Raw genomic sequence first — 13,002 nt, 5'->3', positions numbered from 1 at the left:
CTCGCGAGTTGGTGGAGACATGGGTGATTATTTCGAGCAAGCCGCCGGCCCGGCGGTGCTCAGGAGACTCTGTTCCATGCTTCCTCTGCGTTCCACGCTCATCGTTCTCGGTCTGGCGGCTCCGCAGGCATCCCACGCCGCGAACCTCGACATGGCGGGGGTGAACCGATACGCCAGCCAGGAGCAGGTCACCAGCATCACCCAGTTCTCGGACGTCAGGCCGGGCGACTGGGCTTTTCAGGCTTTGGCCAACCTGATCGAGCGCTACGGCTGCGTCGCCGGCTATCCCAACGGCACCTTCAAGGGTGGCCAGGCGATGACCCGCTACGAGGCCGCCGCCCTGCTGAACGCCTGCCTCGACCGGATCACCGAGGTGACCGACGAGCTGAAGCGCCTGATGGCCGAGTTCGAGAAGGAACTCGCCGTGCTGCGCGGCCGCGTCGATGGCCTCGAAGCCAAGGTGGGTGAGCTGGAGGCCACCCGGTTCTCCACCACCACCAAGCTGAGCGGCCAGGCCACGTTTGTGGTGGGCGCCAATACCTTCTCAGGATCGGCGATCAACACGGGGGCCAACACGGTCAATCGGGCACCGAATGAATTCACGGGCCGTCCACGGACGCCAGTACCCCTGCCCAGTGCCACCACGTTCAACTACGACGTGCAGCTGACCTTCGACACCAGCTTCAACGGCAAGGATCTGCTGCGCACCAACCTGCGGGCCGGCAACTTCGGCCAAAGCGTTTTTGGTGGTGAACCGCATGCCCTCGGCCTGGCTGAGCTTGAAGTGGCGTTCGAAGAGGATTGCGGGACCGGAACCGACTGCGGCGACGTCGTCTCCATCGACAAGCTCTTCTACCAATGGCCCCTCGGTGGTGGGTTCACGGCCACCCTGGGTGCCCGCGTGGGGCAGGAAGACATGCTGGCGCTGTGGCCCAGCGTGTATCCGTCGGACACCATCCTCAATGTGATGACGGTGAATGGTGCGCCGGCGGCCTACAGCAAGAATCTCGGCGCTGGTGCAGGGTTGTGGTGGCAGAGCAACGGCTTCAGCCTCAGTGCCAACTACGTGGCCGCCAATGGCGACAGCGGCAATCCCAGTGTTTCGGTGGAGGACGGTGGCGGTGGTCTTGGCAACAGGAATTCCGGCGCCACCGGCAGTGTCCAGCTGGGCTATCAGCAGGAGCAGTGGGGTCTGGCTGCGATCTGGACCTACGTGCAACCAGAGACCCAGTTCGTGCCTGGTACCACCCCGTTCACGCACAGCGCGATCGATCACAACATCAATGCCTCAACCAGTGCATGGGGCCTGAGCGCCTTCTGGCAACCGCTCCGCAGCGGATGGCTGCCTTCCCTGAGCCTCGGATGGGGAATCAACAGCACCACCTACAGCACGCCCCAACCCCGCGGCAGCCTCAGCACCAGCCAGTCCTGGATGGTGGGTCTGCAGTGGACCGATGTGTTCGCCAAGGGCAATGACTTCGGCTTTGCTGTGGCCCAACCCGTCTTTGCTACAGCGCTCAGCGGCGGCGTAACCCCGAACGACGGCAACTATGTGTGGGAGTGGTGGTACAAGTTCCAGGTGACTGACAACATCTCGATCACACCGGCTCTGATCTATCTCAGCCGCCCCCTTGGCCAGGCAACACCTTCGGGCGAAAGCTTCAGCCAGTTCGGCGGACTGGTGAAGACGAGCTTCCGCTTCTGATCGGAAGCTCGTTTGTTCAGAGTGTCATCCACAGCTCCTGAAACGCTCCTACTGGGGAGCGCGCTGAGGAGCTGTGGATCCATTCTCAGAAGATGGCGCCGCCGGACTGTGTTGATGCTGGTGCTGGCCAGGCCGGGCTGGTTTGCGATAGCTGCCTGACCCGCCGCCGCCACAGGCCAGGGCGTCAGGCGTGGATGCCAGGAGGGCAAAGATCAGGGCCAGGCTGAGGTTGCGAATCGATTTCATTGTTCAGTGTTGATGTGTGGAATGTTGCGTTGGATGCTCAGCGCACGGCATCCAGAGGTCACCCATGGCGTGCACGCCCTCGCAGCCCAGCTCACGCGCTTTCTGAAGGGCCACCTGCCGGCTCGGGTAGGCCAGCAGCTGTTGCTGCGCCGCCCCGTTGCTGTGGTGTTGATGGCCACTGCCTGGGGTCAGCGACCAGATCCCCATGGCACTGACACCGGCCACCACCACCCCCATCCCCACCACGCAGGCATTGAGCACACCCATGCCCACCACCCCGATGCTGATCACCCCCATCGGCACGACGCCGATGCTCACCACCCCCATCGGCACGATGCCGATCGAGATGATGCCCAGGGGCGCCACCCCGAAAGCGATCCGCTTGGGCTTGTCGCCGCACTGGGCCATGGGAGTGCCTGGCCTCAGTGGGGGTGCGAGGAGCCCTGGGCGCCACCATGCTTGGCGCAGGGCATCCACTGATCTCCCATCTTGTGGGCCCCGGTGCAGTTGAAATGCAGCTTGGCGGCCTTCTCCGCTTCTGCCTGAGTGGCGTACATCGCCGGGACGCCGCCAGAACCGGCGGCTGGAGCGGCGAGGCCGGCGGCGGAGAACAGGAGGTTGGCTCCGATCGCGGCTGCCGCCCGAGCTGGCCACGGACTTGAAAGGATCGACACGGGACGGGTGCGAGCGCAGGCTGGCCTGCTGAGCTCCCACCCTAGCGAATGTCTCTAGTAACGCACGACTGCTGGAGACTCTTGGCCAGCTTCCCTCGCTTTTCTGGCGCCTCCTAGGCTGGTGAAGCTTCTACCCAGTGGAGGGTTCTTGCCTTGGCCCGCCAGGGATCCCAATCAGCAAGCCCTGTTCCCAGTCTTCGCATCGGCGAGGTAGCCAGGCGCACCGGCCTGCCGGTGAAGACGATCCGTTATTACTGCGATGAAGGCCTGCTCCAGCCCAAGGATCGCTCCGCAGGTGGATACCGATTGTTTGATGAGGAGAATCTCGCTGAGCTGGCGATCATTCGAGCCCTGCGGGCGATGGACGTCTCGATTCCCGAGTTGGCGAGGATCCTGGAAGTGCGGCGAGCTGGTGTCTGCAACTGCGCTGTTCTGAAAGACAGCATTGCGGCCAAGATGGAATCGATCAACCTGCGGATCGGTGAGCTCGCCGCCATGAAAGACGAGCTGGCACGTCTGCTCAGCAGCTGGCAGGACTGCGGAGGGTCCAAGCTGCAACGTTGAGCCGTGGGCTTGCGTTGTCGCGATTTCGCTGAATCGTGAGGACCCCATGGCCAACAGGAAGGCGCCCCGTGGGGGGCGCACTACTGCTGCGCAGAAGCCGCAGCAACTCCTGGGCGCGTGCAAAGGAGCCGATCCCACGGCAGCGAAACCTCCGGCACCAGGATTCGATTCGGCAGTGCTGGCTGATCGCCCTGCTGTTCTGCCACCTCGAAAGTCCCAGGGGCGGGTGATCCCACCCGGCACCCTCCACACCCCGTAGCGGCTGCGGGAAGCCCGGAATTCGGCCTCCACATACTCCCTGGCGTCGCACTGGCCCAGGTACTTCCGATAAGCAAACGCCATGCCGTCCTCCACCAGCGCCAGGTTCAGATTCACCTCCCCAATCACCTCCGCCACCGTGCGCCCGAAGCGATCCACCGTCTGGGGCCTGAGGGTCACGCTGGAGCCCAGCCGCAAGCGGGTCTGCAGATAGCGGCGGGCGTTGGCACCATCAGGAGCCTGCGCCATCTCCGGTGCATCGATGCAGGCCAGCCGGATCGTGAGCCGCTGCTGTCCCTGCAGCACACGGATGGTGTCGCTGTCCCCGATCGAGAGCACCGTGGCGCGAGCCTGCTGTTCAGCTTTCGCCAGGCCAACGGAGAAGCCGCTGCACCACCCGGCGATGAGGGCAGCGGCACCGATCAGTGGCCACCTGATCACTCGCTGAGCACAGGCTCAATCTGTGCCAGAAGCGCAGGCAGTTGCTCGCTCAGGGTGATCCACACCTCCTCGAGGTCCACGCGGTCATAGGCATGGATCAGCACATCCCGCATCCCTGCCATCTCCCGCCAGGGAATCATCGGATGTTGCTGGCGGCAACTGTCGCTCAGCCGCTTGGTGGCTTCTCCAATGATCTCGAGATTGCGCACCACGGCGTCCTGGAGAACGTCGCTGGCCAGGAACGTTTCGCGATCGGGGATGGGAAAGCCTTGAACCCGACGGATCGCGGTCAGGATGTCAGCCAGGGCATCACGGTCCCTTGGTGACATCACAGGGGAATCGCATCCCGCTCAGCAGAGGCCAGAGCGGTTGGTTTGAGATTGCGGCGGCGAATCAGATCCACGCGGCAATGCAACGTGTCCTCCAAGGCCAGCTTCAGGGCGATGCGCTCCAGCAGGCCGGTGCGGGGGGGAAGGTCCACCAGGAGGTCGAGATCACTGTCGGGTCCGGCCTGATCACGGGCCACAGAGCCGAACGCCGCCAGATTGGTGGCGCCGTGCGCGGTGGCGATCTCCCGGATCCTTGGAGCCTGAGCCAGCAGGTCGTCGAGGCGCATGGATGCCCAGAAGCCAGGGTCATTCTAAGAGAAGTGGCTCAGCTGGCCTTGCCGCCTCGGTTTATGGTCACCGCTGGCCTTATCCCCAATGAGAAGGGCGCCCCGTATCGAGCGCCCTTGGGCCGGTTGCAGGGTCTGGGCTCGCGCTGCCCTGGTCGTGGCCTCTGATTCATTAATAGATCCAGCAGTCCGGCTTGTCAGTACGGCAAGCCGTTCCTCCCCGGCGCCGGCGGCACCAGACTGGGTTCATCGGTACGGAGCAAGGAGAGGCCATGAACGCGACCCTGGAGAAACCCGCCACGATGCAGTGCGCCTGCCCGGGCTGCCACTGCACGGTGCAAGCGGACAGCCCGTTCCGCAACGGCGCCCTGCTGTTCTGCAGCGAGGTCTGTGCCAAGGGGCACCCCAACGGTGAGCCCTGCCACGCCGGCTGTGGCTGTGAATGCCATGGCTGAGACTTGAGGGCAGGTTGTGCCTGGCTGGCTGGACCCAGAGCGGCGGCAGAGTCTGCGGCCCTGAAGGTGTTCCCGGATTCATGCCTTGATGGCAGCCCGGGCGATCCGTTGCGCCGCCTCCCTGCCCCCAAACAGGTTGCGGGCAGCCGGACCCAGCTGCAGCGCGCTCAGGCTTCCCATCAAGTGAATGTTGGTTCCAGGCAATCGCAGGTCGCTGGTCAGCACAGGAAGGTCGTCAATCAGCTCGATCGGCTGTTGATCCAGCAGCTGGCGCAATAGCGGGTGGTGGCTGATGCCTTGGTGTTGACCTGTGGCCAGCAAGAGGCGATGGGCTGGTTGCCGGCTGCCGTCAAGGCAGAGAATCTGCCACTGGCCTGCATGCCAGGAAGCCGCTTGCACCTGGCAGTGCTCGTGGAGCTGAAGGTGGCCTTGACGGCGAGCCTGTTGAAGCTGGACAGCCAACTGGGGCGTGATGGAGCCGCCATCACGCGCTGCCAGCACCTGCTGGCGTCGCTGATGCCAGCAGGGCTCAGCCTGAAAGCTCTTGAGATGTTTCGGGCCCATCCAGCCAGGGTCTGCGTCAAAAGGTTTGCTGCTCAGAGCCCGCCTGCACAACAAGCTGACCTGAGCGCCTCGCTTGAGAGCCCCCATGGCCAGATGGGCGCTGGTGAGACCACCACCCACGATCAGGATGTGCTGTCCTCGCAGCCCCACGCAGGTGTCGAGATCGATCGTCTGGCTGTGTTGCAGGGCCTCGGCCGGATAACCAGCCGTGATGGCGTGCACCCAGCCCGGCAGCACAGGTACGCCCACGCCCGTGGCAATCACCAGTCGGCGGGGCCTCACGACAGAACCGTCGCTCAGTCTCACTTCCATGGATGCAGGCTTTGCTTGATCCAGGTGGATCTGCTGCACCGAAGCCGCCTGCACCTGTTTGACCAGCTGGAATTCCTCCACCACGCTCTGGCAGAACGCGCTGAACAGGCTTGTGTGCGGCAGACCGTGGGGGCCCTCCAGTTCGCGGCTGCGTCGCCGCTCCTGGGCAAAGCGCCGCAGCGCATGGGGGTTGGGGTGCGGATGGTGGGGCGAAGGGGAGCGCAGCCAGGGAATCTCGCAGCGCTGCATCTGCTGCTCCCAACGTGAGAGCCAGGTGCCACTGGGGTCCACAACCCGTAGCCGCCGGCGCCAGTGAGGCCGTTTCTGCAGCAGCTGGCAACAGAGGCTGAGAGCCTGAGGACCAGCCCCTGCGATCACCAGCTCATCCAAAACTGGCGGCCTCTGAGTGTTGGCAGCGGGCACAGATCCCGTGGATTTCGAAGGTGTGAAATAACGGCCTGAACCCCTGCAGCAGAACCGTCGTCAGCCCCAAGCCACGGGCTCCAAGTGGGCAGATCGACAGCCGTTCACTGCAGCCGCAAAGAACGCAGGTGAGGTGGTGATCATCACGCTCCAGCGGGGCATAGACACCCTCTCCGTTGGCCAGCTTGCGGCAGCGCACCAAGCCATGGCGTTGCAACTGTTTGAGGCCGCGGTACACGGTCGCTAGGCCGTAGGGGGGGCCTGCCTGGAGCAGTAGTGCATGCAGGTCCTGGCCACTCAGCTCCCGATCCGCTTGGCGCAGCAGATGCAACAGCCTCTGCTGCCGAGGGCTCAAGGGCGGCGCGGCGGTCTCCAGCCGGATTGGGATCGTGCTCGAGGCGCAAGCTGCCATGGGGGGCCGGCGGGTGGAAAGCTACCGCTGCTAGAACGACAACCATTCTCACCCCACTTGGGGCCTTCTGGCCTCTCCCCCTTGCCATGGCGTTCACCAGTGCCATTCCAGCCGCTGATCGCCTGCCGGTGACGGTGCTCACCGGCTATCTGGGTGCCGGCAAAACCACCCTGCTCAACAGGATCCTCACCCACGAACATGGCTTGAAGGTGGCCGTGATCGTCAATGAGTTTGGCGAAGTGGGCATCGACAACCAGCTGGTGGTGGATGCCGACGAGGAGATCTTCGAGATGAACAACGGCTGCATCTGCTGCACGGTTCGTGGTGATCTGATCCGCATCATCGGGAACCTGATGAAGCGCCGGGATCGCTTTGATCATCTCGTGATCGAAACCACCGGTCTCGCTGACCCAGCACCCGTGATTCAGACGTTCTTTGTCGATGATGACCTGCGCGATGAGCTGAAGCTCGATGCGGTGGTCACCCTGGTGGATCTCAAGCATGTGCTCCTGCACTGGGAGGCCGAGGAAGTACAGGAGCAGCTGGCCTTCGCCGATGTGCTGCTGCTCAACAAGGCCGACCTGGTGGACGAGAGCGAGCGGCTGGGTATCGAGCGGCGAATCCGGGCCATCAACCCCATGGCGCGGCTGCTCACCACCCACAATGCCGATGCTCCGATGGATCAGATCCTCGGAGTGGATGCGTTCGAGCTGGAGCGTGCCCTCAGCCTCGATCAGGGTTTCCTGCTTGAGGAGCACGCCCACGAGCACGACGATGCCGTGGGCTCCCTGGCGTTGGTGGAGGAGCGGCCCATGGATCTCGACAGGCTGGGGCGCTGGCTCTCGGATCTGGTGGCCAAGCGGGGGCCTGATCTGTTTCGGATGAAGGGAATCATCCAGCTCAAAGGAGAGGACAATCGCTACGTGTTCCAGTCGGTGCACATGCTGCTGGACGGTGATTTCGATCGCCCCTGGAAACCCGCAGAGCGGCGCTGCACCCAGTTTGTGATCATCGGCCGGGATCTCGATCCAGAAGGACTACGGGACGGCTTCAGCGCCTGTGTGGCCTGATGGGTCCCGCACGATGACAGCGACGGCTCCTCTGGTGAGCGAACGGCTTTGCGGGCAACTGCAGCAGGGGATCACGACCCTGAGCTGGTCGGCGGATGGCGAGTTTCTGGCGATCGCCAGTGCTGGCGGTGAACTTCTGCTGCTTGATTTCCGGGCCGGTTGTGAGGAGCTGCTGCGCAGTGATCGCGACAGCAGCCTCAATGCCATTGGCTTCAGCGCTGATGGACAGTTTCTGATGGCGGTGGGCCAGGCCAGTGAGCTGCTGCTCTGGGAGCTGGGCGAAACCGGTGTCCGGCCCATGGCCCTTGATCCGATTCCATTGGATGCCGGTTGGCTTGATGCGGCGGCCTGGCAGCCCCGGGGCTTGCTGTTGGCGGTGGCAGCGGGCCGCCAGGTGCGTCTCTGGGATGGGGCTGTCCGCGCGTGGCGCCCTGAGTGCCTGGACATGCCGGGCACGGTTCATGCCCTCGCTTGGAGTTGCGACGGCAGGCGGCTGGCGGCCAGCTGCCATGGTGAACTGGCCCTCTGGCAGCCCGAGGCTGCCCCTGCAGCGATGCCCCTGAGGGCTCCCACCGGCTCAGCTGGTCTGGTGCTGAGCTTCTCGCCGATTGGTGACCTGCTGGCCTGTGGCCAGATGGATCGATCCCTGCTGCTCTGGCCCGAGGCGGGTCAGGGGCGGCCGTGGCAGTTCAGCGGCTTTCCTGCCAAGGTGCGAGCCCTGGCCTGGAGCGATCAGGCAGGTCGGCTGGCACCCGCCTTGGCGGTGGCCTCAGGAGACACCGTGGTGCTGTGGCAACAGCGCAATCAGAGCCAGCAGGGCTGGCAGCCCGAGCCCCTCCTCTGGCATCAGCAGCGCGTTCATGCTCTTGCCTTTGCGCCCGATAGCAACCTGCTGGCCAGCGCCTCCGCCGACGGCACCGTGGGCCTCTGGGATAGCCGTGGCCGGCTGCGGCAACCGCTGGAAGGGGAGGGGCAAGGTTTCCAGGCGCTGGCCTGGCGGCCTGATGGCCGTCATCTGGCGGCCGGTGGCGATCAAGGCCGCTGGTGGCTGTGGCCGGTGGAGGTGCCAAGCAGGGAACGTCAGCGGCGTTCGGGTGGGGCCGGGTTTGGTTGAACAGCCGCTCCAACGCCCATGAACGTCTTGAGCTGATCCAGGCGCCGTTGCGGATCAGAGGCGGTCATGGCTGGCTTGTCTCTCTCTGAATAGGGGGTGGAACGGGGTCGTAGCCACCCGGGTGAAGTGGATGACAGCGACCCAGCCGGCAGAGCGACAGCCAGCTGCCTCGGATCAATCCGTGGATCTGGATCGCCTCCATGGCGTACTGGGAGCAGCTGGGGGTGAAGCGACAGTTGGGCCCCAGCAGTGGGCTGATCAGGATCTGGTAGCCGCGAATCAGTAGCAGCAGGAGACGCGTCACGGTTTCAGCCACGGTGATGGGAGGGTCGAGCAGGGCTTGGCGGAGCGATGGGACGGCAGGCCCTGACGTCTGCGACCGTCACCCCCGCCTCGATCAGCTGATGCCTCAACCGGTCGGCCAACTGAAAGTCGCCGTCCTGACGCGCCTGGAGGCGGCGCTTCTGGAGCTCGGCGATGGACGCCTCGTTCAGCTGGGTCTGCGACCGTTCGACTTGCCGGGACAGGACCTGCAACGCGGCCAGGGCCTGATGGGGATCCTGCTGCAACAAGCCGAGCAGATGGCCTGAGGCGAGCAGGCTGGCCCTGATCGAGTCCCTCGCAGCAGCGGAGCTGGCGGAACGGGCCTCGCCGCCTGCGGCTTCTCCTGGCGTGACGGGCTCAAAAAGACGAAACAGCCTCCGCTACAATGAGAACGATTCTCATTGTAGTAGCTTCTGCCGTGAGGGTCGCCGCCCTGCTTTCCCTGATGGGCCATCCACTCGTGTTGCCTGAATCCTGATGTCCCTTTTGTTCGCCTGCCTGCAACGCACGGGTCTTTTGGCACTGGCTCTCGTCCTGGTGGGCTGCGTAGCCCCGCGGCAGACCAACGACTCCAGCTCCGGTGGCAAGGGCTTCAAGGTGATGACCACATTCCTGCCGATCACCCTGTTCACCAGGGCGGTGGCCGGAGATTGCGCAGACGTCACAGCCTTGATTCCGCCCAACACTGGCCCCCACGACTTCCAGTCCAAGCCGGGCGATCTGGCCGCCCTTAGGGAGGCCCAGGTCCTGGTGAAGAACGGGCTGGGGATGGAGGCCTTCCTCGAAAAGCTTGTGAGCTCATCCGGCAACAGCCAGCTGGTGGTGATCGACTCCAGCCGCGGTATCGCCACGATCGACTCCCCAGAGGAGCCAGGTCACACTGAGGCTGAGCACGGCAAGGAGCAGGGCCACGGTCACGCCCACGGCGAGGTGAATCCCCACATCTGGCTGGATCCTCTGCGTGCGGTGCAGCAGGTGGAGAACATCCGCGACGGTCTGGTGAAGGCCGATCCCAGCTGCGCCGAGGGCTATCGCCGCAATGCCGAGGCCTTCACCACCCAGCTCAGCGCGCTCAACACTGAGCTTGCAGGCCAGCTCAAGCCCTTCCAGGGCAAGACCTTCGTGGCCTTCCACGACTTCGCTCCCTACTTCGCTGAGCGCTTCGGCCTCAAGGCGGAGTTCTTGGTGGACGTGCCCGAGATCAATCCCTCCCCCGCCGACCTGCAGCGGGTGAGCGAGATCGTGGAGCGCACCCAGCTGCGGGCGCTGCTCACTGAACCCCAGGAGGGGAACCGCTCCTTCAATGCCTTGGCCAAGGATCTGGGCGTGACGATCAGCGTGTTCGACCCGATGGAGACCGCCAGCGAGCAGGCCTCCCGCGATCCGGGCACCTACCTCAGCGTGATGCGCCGCAATGTGGCGGACCTTCGCCAGGCCTTCGGCGAATGAGCAGCTCCACGGCCACTCCGGTGCTGGCGGTGCAGGGATTGACCGTGCAGCGCGATGGGCTGCTGGCCGTGGATGCGGTGAGCTTTCAGCTGGCAAGGGAAACAGACACGGCCCTGGTGGGGCCCAATGGAGCGGGGAAGAGCACCCTGGTGGCAGCACTTCTCGGTTTGCTGCCGCGGCAAGCGGGCACGGTGCTCCTCATGGGCCACGCCCTCGGTCCTGCAGGTCAGCTGCCCCGTTCGGTTCGCGCCCAGATCGCCTACCTGCCCCAAAGCCTGGCCCTGCAAGGCCGTTTTCCCCTCAGCGTGGCGGAATTCGTCGGCTTCGGGTTCGATCCACCAGGCCTGCGCCTGCCCTGGGCCGGCGGCCAACGCCGCCATGGGGCGGTGCAGCGCGCCCTGGAGCGCACCGGTTGCCGCGATCTGGGCGAACGGCTGCTGAGCGAGCTCTCCGGCGGACAGCTCAAGCGGGTGCTGCTGGCGTTCTGCGTGGTGCGGCCCCGGCAGTTGCTGGTGCTCGATGAGGCCCAGGCGGGCCTCGATGCCCCATCCGGCGAGCAGTTTCACCAGCTGTTGCTGGAGCTCCGCCGCCAGGAGGGCTGGACCGTGCTGCAGGTGTCGCACGATCTGGAGATGGTGCGGCGCACGTGTGATCAGGTGCTCTGCCTGAATCGCCGCCTGCGCTGCAGTGGGGCACCCGATCACGCCCTCAGCCCGGCGCGTCTGGCGGAGCTGTATGGGCCCAATGTGGTGCCCTACCGGCACGAGCACAACAGTGGTGTGCGTCGTGGTTGACGGCGCTGCTCTGGCCACGCTTCTGGCCCAACCGTTCATGCAGCGCGCCTTGATCGGCGGGCTGCTGACCGGCAGTCTTGGGGGGCTGTTGGGCAGCTTTGCGGTGCTGCGTCAGCTCTCCTTTTTCAGTGATGCCCTTGGGCACTCCGCCCTGTTGGGCATCACCCTGGGCCTGCTGCTGGGGATCAACCCCACCCTGGTGCTGATCCCGTTTGCGGTGATCTTTGCGTTGCTGATCAACCAGCTGGTGCAACGCAGCCGCCTACCGGCCGATGCCCTGCTCAACATCGTGTATTCCACCTCCCTGGCGTTTGCTGTGGTGGCTCTCAGCTTGGTGGAGACCTACCGGGGTGGCATCCAGCAGCTGCTGTTCGGCGACATCCTCGGCATTGCTTGGCCGGACCTGGTGGTGATCGCCGTGCTGCTCCTGGGTGCGCTGGTTTATCTGGCCCTGAGCCTGCGGGCCCAAGTGCTGCTCACGCTCAACGACGACCTGGCCGGGGCCTTTGGCGTCCGTGCCAACTGGCATCGCCTGGCCTTCATCATCTTGCTGGCGGTGGTGGTGGCCGTCTCGATCAAGGCGGTGGGGGTGCTCCTGATCAGCGCCTTTGTGGTGATTCCGGCCTGTGCCGGCCGGCTGCTGAGCCGCCGCTTCCCTGTTTACATGCTGATTTCAGGCACCCTGGGCGGGGGATGTGCCCTGCTGGGACTGCTGGTCTCGGGGCTCACCAACCTGCCCTCGGGGCCCTGCGTGGTGATTGTGCAGTTCGCCGGCTTCGTGCTGGCCCTGCTGGTCAGCCAGCTGCGTTACTGGTCTGCAGCATCTGCTGTGCCAGCAGGGACCCGAACTCCTGGTGCAGCCCAAGCCGCCCGGGAATGATCGTGACGTGATCGGCGCTCTGTGCCAGCCATTACTGTGACTGCAGCATTGAGCAAGTGAACAGAAAGAGGATTCTTCAGTTTCATCCGCCCGCGATTGTCTGCTGGAATTCAGTCGTGTTTGGCTGCTTAGTCTCGTCTTGGGATGCTTCGCAGAGGGTCAAAGGAAACAACGGACTCCCCGGCACCCACAGCTCACAGCTATCGCTGTTGTCCTCGTAGTAGGAGGCGTTGCAGGTGACACGCATTTCCTTGTCGAGACCGGGCTGGGTCCACTTGAAATCGCATTTGCCGATTCGAGTGGCACTGCAGCCGGGCGGAAGGAGTTCGGGGCGATCGAGAATGGCTTCCAGATCAGCCAGGGTGAGCGGTGAAGGCTGCAGGTTGTTCACAACATCACGGATGGCATCGAGGTCTTGGAGGACGTCATCGAGGTCCAGGCCCTTGATCTCGGGCTCCTGTTCCACAGCAGCCACAGCGGATGCCCGTGCCTTCTCCCGCTGATCACGGCTGACGAGGGTGGCCTGGGAGATGGAGCTGGAAGCCTTGGCCAGGATCGGCTGGAGCTTGCCCACGATGTTCGGCGACGATTAGGTAGGCGGGTCCGCGCAACTACATAGGCGGGTCTCAAGACGCGACAACAGGGTTCCGATTCCGGTCTGGAGCCCTGCGATGCCCGCCCCTCTGTCGTTGCGGATCAAG

General features: G+C 64.5%; 17 protein-coding genes and 1 pseudogene. 9 read left to right on the top strand and 9 right to left on the bottom strand.

The window, feature by feature from the left end; translation table 11 throughout:
- Window positions 1-76 precede the first annotated feature (76 nt).
- On the top strand, window positions 77-1,705 hold the full coding sequence (locus KBZ12_RS15205) for an iron uptake porin (protein WP_254958832.1): 1,629 nt from the start codon (window positions 77-79) through the stop codon (window positions 1,703-1,705).
- Window positions 1,706-1,954: 249 nt separating this feature from the next.
- Here the strand turns inward: KBZ12_RS15205 and KBZ12_RS15200 are convergent, their stop codons facing one another.
- Both KBZ12_RS15200 and KBZ12_RS15195 read right to left on the bottom strand, forming a co-directional pair.
- A complete protein-coding gene (locus KBZ12_RS15200; protein ID WP_254958831.1) occupies window positions 1,955-2,359 on the bottom strand; it encodes a hypothetical protein in 405 nt (134 codons plus the stop codon).
- A 14-nt stretch (window positions 2,360-2,373) separates the two neighbouring features.
- Window positions 2,374-2,625 (bottom strand): DUF3721 domain-containing protein, encoded by a 252-nt coding sequence (locus KBZ12_RS15195; RefSeq protein WP_315859432.1) that lies wholly within the window; start codon window positions 2,623-2,625, stop codon window positions 2,374-2,376.
- A gap of 153 nt (window positions 2,626-2,778) precedes the next feature.
- Between KBZ12_RS15195 and KBZ12_RS15190 the strand changes: the two genes are divergently transcribed.
- Complete coding sequence (locus KBZ12_RS15190; RefSeq protein ID WP_254958830.1) at window positions 2,779-3,189, top strand: MerR family transcriptional regulator; 411 nt, start codon at window positions 2,779-2,781, stop codon at window positions 3,187-3,189.
- A gap of 303 nt (window positions 3,190-3,492) precedes the next feature.
- On the opposite strand, the pseudogene KBZ12_RS15185 reads toward KBZ12_RS15190, so the two are convergent.
- From KBZ12_RS15185 to KBZ12_RS15175, 3 genes and pseudogenes are all read right to left on the bottom strand, one after another.
- Window positions 3,493-3,696, bottom strand: a pseudogene (locus KBZ12_RS15185) (thermonuclease family protein); the annotation flags it as partial.
- Between the two features lie 188 nt (window positions 3,697-3,884).
- Entirely contained in the window at window positions 3,885-4,217 is a 333-nt protein-coding gene (locus KBZ12_RS15180; RefSeq protein WP_254958829.1) for a DUF86 domain-containing protein, read from the bottom strand.
- Complete coding sequence (locus tag KBZ12_RS15175) at window positions 4,217-4,504, bottom strand: nucleotidyltransferase family protein (RefSeq protein WP_254954532.1); 288 nt, start codon at window positions 4,502-4,504, stop codon at window positions 4,217-4,219. The genes KBZ12_RS15180 and KBZ12_RS15175 overlap by 1 nt, the downstream gene beginning before the upstream one ends.
- A 272-nt stretch (window positions 4,505-4,776) precedes the next feature.
- Between KBZ12_RS15175 and KBZ12_RS15170 the strand changes: the two genes are divergently transcribed.
- Window positions 4,777-4,959 (top strand): metallothionein, encoded by a 183-nt coding sequence (locus KBZ12_RS15170; RefSeq protein ID WP_254954531.1) that lies wholly within the window; start codon window positions 4,777-4,779, stop codon window positions 4,957-4,959.
- A 78-nt stretch (window positions 4,960-5,037) separates the two neighbouring features.
- Here the strand turns inward: KBZ12_RS15170 and KBZ12_RS15165 are convergent, their stop codons facing one another.
- The gene (locus tag KBZ12_RS15165; RefSeq protein WP_254958828.1) at window positions 5,038-6,213 is read right to left on the bottom strand and encodes an FAD/NAD(P)-binding protein; all 1,176 of its coding nucleotides are present in this window, start codon (window positions 6,211-6,213) and stop codon (window positions 5,038-5,040) included.
- A gap of 4 nt (window positions 6,214-6,217) precedes the next feature.
- Window positions 6,218-6,670 carry a Fur family transcriptional regulator gene (locus KBZ12_RS15160; RefSeq protein ID WP_254954529.1) on the bottom strand — a complete coding sequence of 151 codons (453 nt, stop codon included), beginning with the start codon at window positions 6,668-6,670 and terminating at the stop codon, window positions 6,218-6,220.
- Window positions 6,671-6,756: 86 nt separating this feature from the next.
- Here KBZ12_RS15160 and KBZ12_RS15155 point away from each other — a divergent pair, with 86 nt between their 5' ends.
- Together KBZ12_RS15155 and KBZ12_RS15150 are read left to right on the top strand one after the other, a co-directional pair.
- On the top strand, window positions 6,757-7,740 hold the full coding sequence (locus KBZ12_RS15155; RefSeq protein WP_254958826.1) for a GTP-binding protein: 984 nt from the start codon (window positions 6,757-6,759) through the stop codon (window positions 7,738-7,740).
- 13 nt (window positions 7,741-7,753) lie between these two features.
- Window positions 7,754-8,854 (top strand): WD40 repeat domain-containing protein, encoded by a 1,101-nt coding sequence (locus KBZ12_RS15150; RefSeq protein WP_254958825.1) that lies wholly within the window; start codon window positions 7,754-7,756, stop codon window positions 8,852-8,854.
- Between the two features lie 64 nt (window positions 8,855-8,918).
- Here KBZ12_RS15150 and yidD read toward each other — a convergent pair whose 3' ends face one another.
- Complete coding sequence (gene yidD / locus KBZ12_RS15145; protein ID WP_254958824.1) at window positions 8,919-9,158, bottom strand: membrane protein insertion efficiency factor YidD; 240 nt, start codon at window positions 9,156-9,158, stop codon at window positions 8,919-8,921.
- A 100-nt stretch (window positions 9,159-9,258) separates the two neighbouring features.
- Here yidD and KBZ12_RS15140 point away from each other — a divergent pair, with 100 nt between their 5' ends.
- The 4 genes from KBZ12_RS15140 (at window position 9,259) to KBZ12_RS15125 (ending at window position 12,301) form a co-directional block, all read left to right on the top strand.
- Window positions 9,259-9,444: a hypothetical protein gene (locus tag KBZ12_RS15140; RefSeq protein ID WP_254958823.1), complete on the top strand. Its 186-nt coding sequence runs from the start codon at window positions 9,259-9,261 to the stop codon at window positions 9,442-9,444.
- Between the two features lie 211 nt (window positions 9,445-9,655).
- Window positions 9,656-10,627: a metal ABC transporter substrate-binding protein gene (locus tag KBZ12_RS15135; RefSeq protein ID WP_254958822.1), complete on the top strand. Its 972-nt coding sequence runs from the start codon at window positions 9,656-9,658 to the stop codon at window positions 10,625-10,627.
- Window positions 10,624-11,421 (top strand): metal ABC transporter ATP-binding protein, encoded by a 798-nt coding sequence (locus KBZ12_RS15130; RefSeq protein ID WP_254958821.1) that lies wholly within the window; start codon window positions 10,624-10,626, stop codon window positions 11,419-11,421. The genes KBZ12_RS15135 and KBZ12_RS15130 overlap by 4 nt, the downstream gene beginning before the upstream one ends.
- Window positions 11,422-11,458: 37 nt before the next feature.
- Window positions 11,459-12,301 carry a metal ABC transporter permease gene (locus tag KBZ12_RS15125; protein ID WP_254958820.1) on the top strand — a complete coding sequence of 281 codons (843 nt, stop codon included), beginning with the start codon at window positions 11,459-11,461 and terminating at the stop codon, window positions 12,299-12,301.
- 82 nt (window positions 12,302-12,383) lie between these two features.
- Here the strand turns inward: KBZ12_RS15125 and KBZ12_RS15120 are convergent, their stop codons facing one another.
- Window positions 12,384-12,875, bottom strand: a complete 492-nt coding sequence (locus KBZ12_RS15120; RefSeq protein WP_254958819.1) for a hypothetical protein — start codon at window positions 12,873-12,875, stop codon at window positions 12,384-12,386.
- Window positions 12,876-13,002 lie beyond the last annotated feature (127 nt).

The sequence above is a fragment of the Cyanobium sp. Cruz CV13-4-11 genome (genome assembly GCF_024346055.1).
Lineage (GTDB): Bacteria > Cyanobacteriota > Cyanobacteriia > PCC-6307 > Cyanobiaceae > Cyanobium.
This window is presented reverse-complemented; position numbering and strand designations above follow the sequence as displayed.

Bases quoted from the DNA above. Each gene is read 5' to 3' on its own strand.
- KBZ12_RS15130 (WP_254958821.1), top strand. From the start codon at position 10,624: ATGAGCAGCTCCACGGCCACTCCGGTGCTGGCGGTGCAGGGATTGACC.
- KBZ12_RS15180 (WP_254958829.1), bottom strand. From the start codon at position 4,217: ATGTCACCAAGGGACCGTGATGCCCTGGCTGACATCCTGACCGCGATC.
- KBZ12_RS15200 (WP_254958831.1), bottom strand. From the start codon at position 2,359: ATGGCCCAGTGCGGCGACAAGCCCAAGCGGATCGCTTTCGGGGTGGCG.
- KBZ12_RS15150 (WP_254958825.1), top strand. From the start codon at position 7,754: ATGACAGCGACGGCTCCTCTGGTGAGCGAACGGCTTTGCGGGCAACTG.
- KBZ12_RS15140 (WP_254958823.1), top strand. From the start codon at position 9,259: ATGCCTCAACCGGTCGGCCAACTGAAAGTCGCCGTCCTGACGCGCCTG.
- KBZ12_RS15135 (WP_254958822.1), top strand. From the start codon at position 9,656: ATGTCCCTTTTGTTCGCCTGCCTGCAACGCACGGGTCTTTTGGCACTG.
- KBZ12_RS15155 (WP_254958826.1), top strand. From the start codon at position 6,757: ATGGCGTTCACCAGTGCCATTCCAGCCGCTGATCGCCTGCCGGTGACG.
- KBZ12_RS15175 (WP_254954532.1), bottom strand. From the start codon at position 4,504: ATGCGCCTCGACGACCTGCTGGCTCAGGCTCCAAGGATCCGGGAGATC.
- KBZ12_RS15125 (WP_254958820.1), top strand. From the start codon at position 11,459: ATGCAGCGCGCCTTGATCGGCGGGCTGCTGACCGGCAGTCTTGGGGGG.
- KBZ12_RS15170 (WP_254954531.1), top strand. From the start codon at position 4,777: ATGAACGCGACCCTGGAGAAACCCGCCACGATGCAGTGCGCCTGCCCG.
- KBZ12_RS15160 (WP_254954529.1), bottom strand. From the start codon at position 6,670: ATGGCAGCTTGCGCCTCGAGCACGATCCCAATCCGGCTGGAGACCGCC.
- KBZ12_RS15205 (WP_254958832.1), top strand. From the start codon at position 77: ATGCTTCCTCTGCGTTCCACGCTCATCGTTCTCGGTCTGGCGGCTCCG.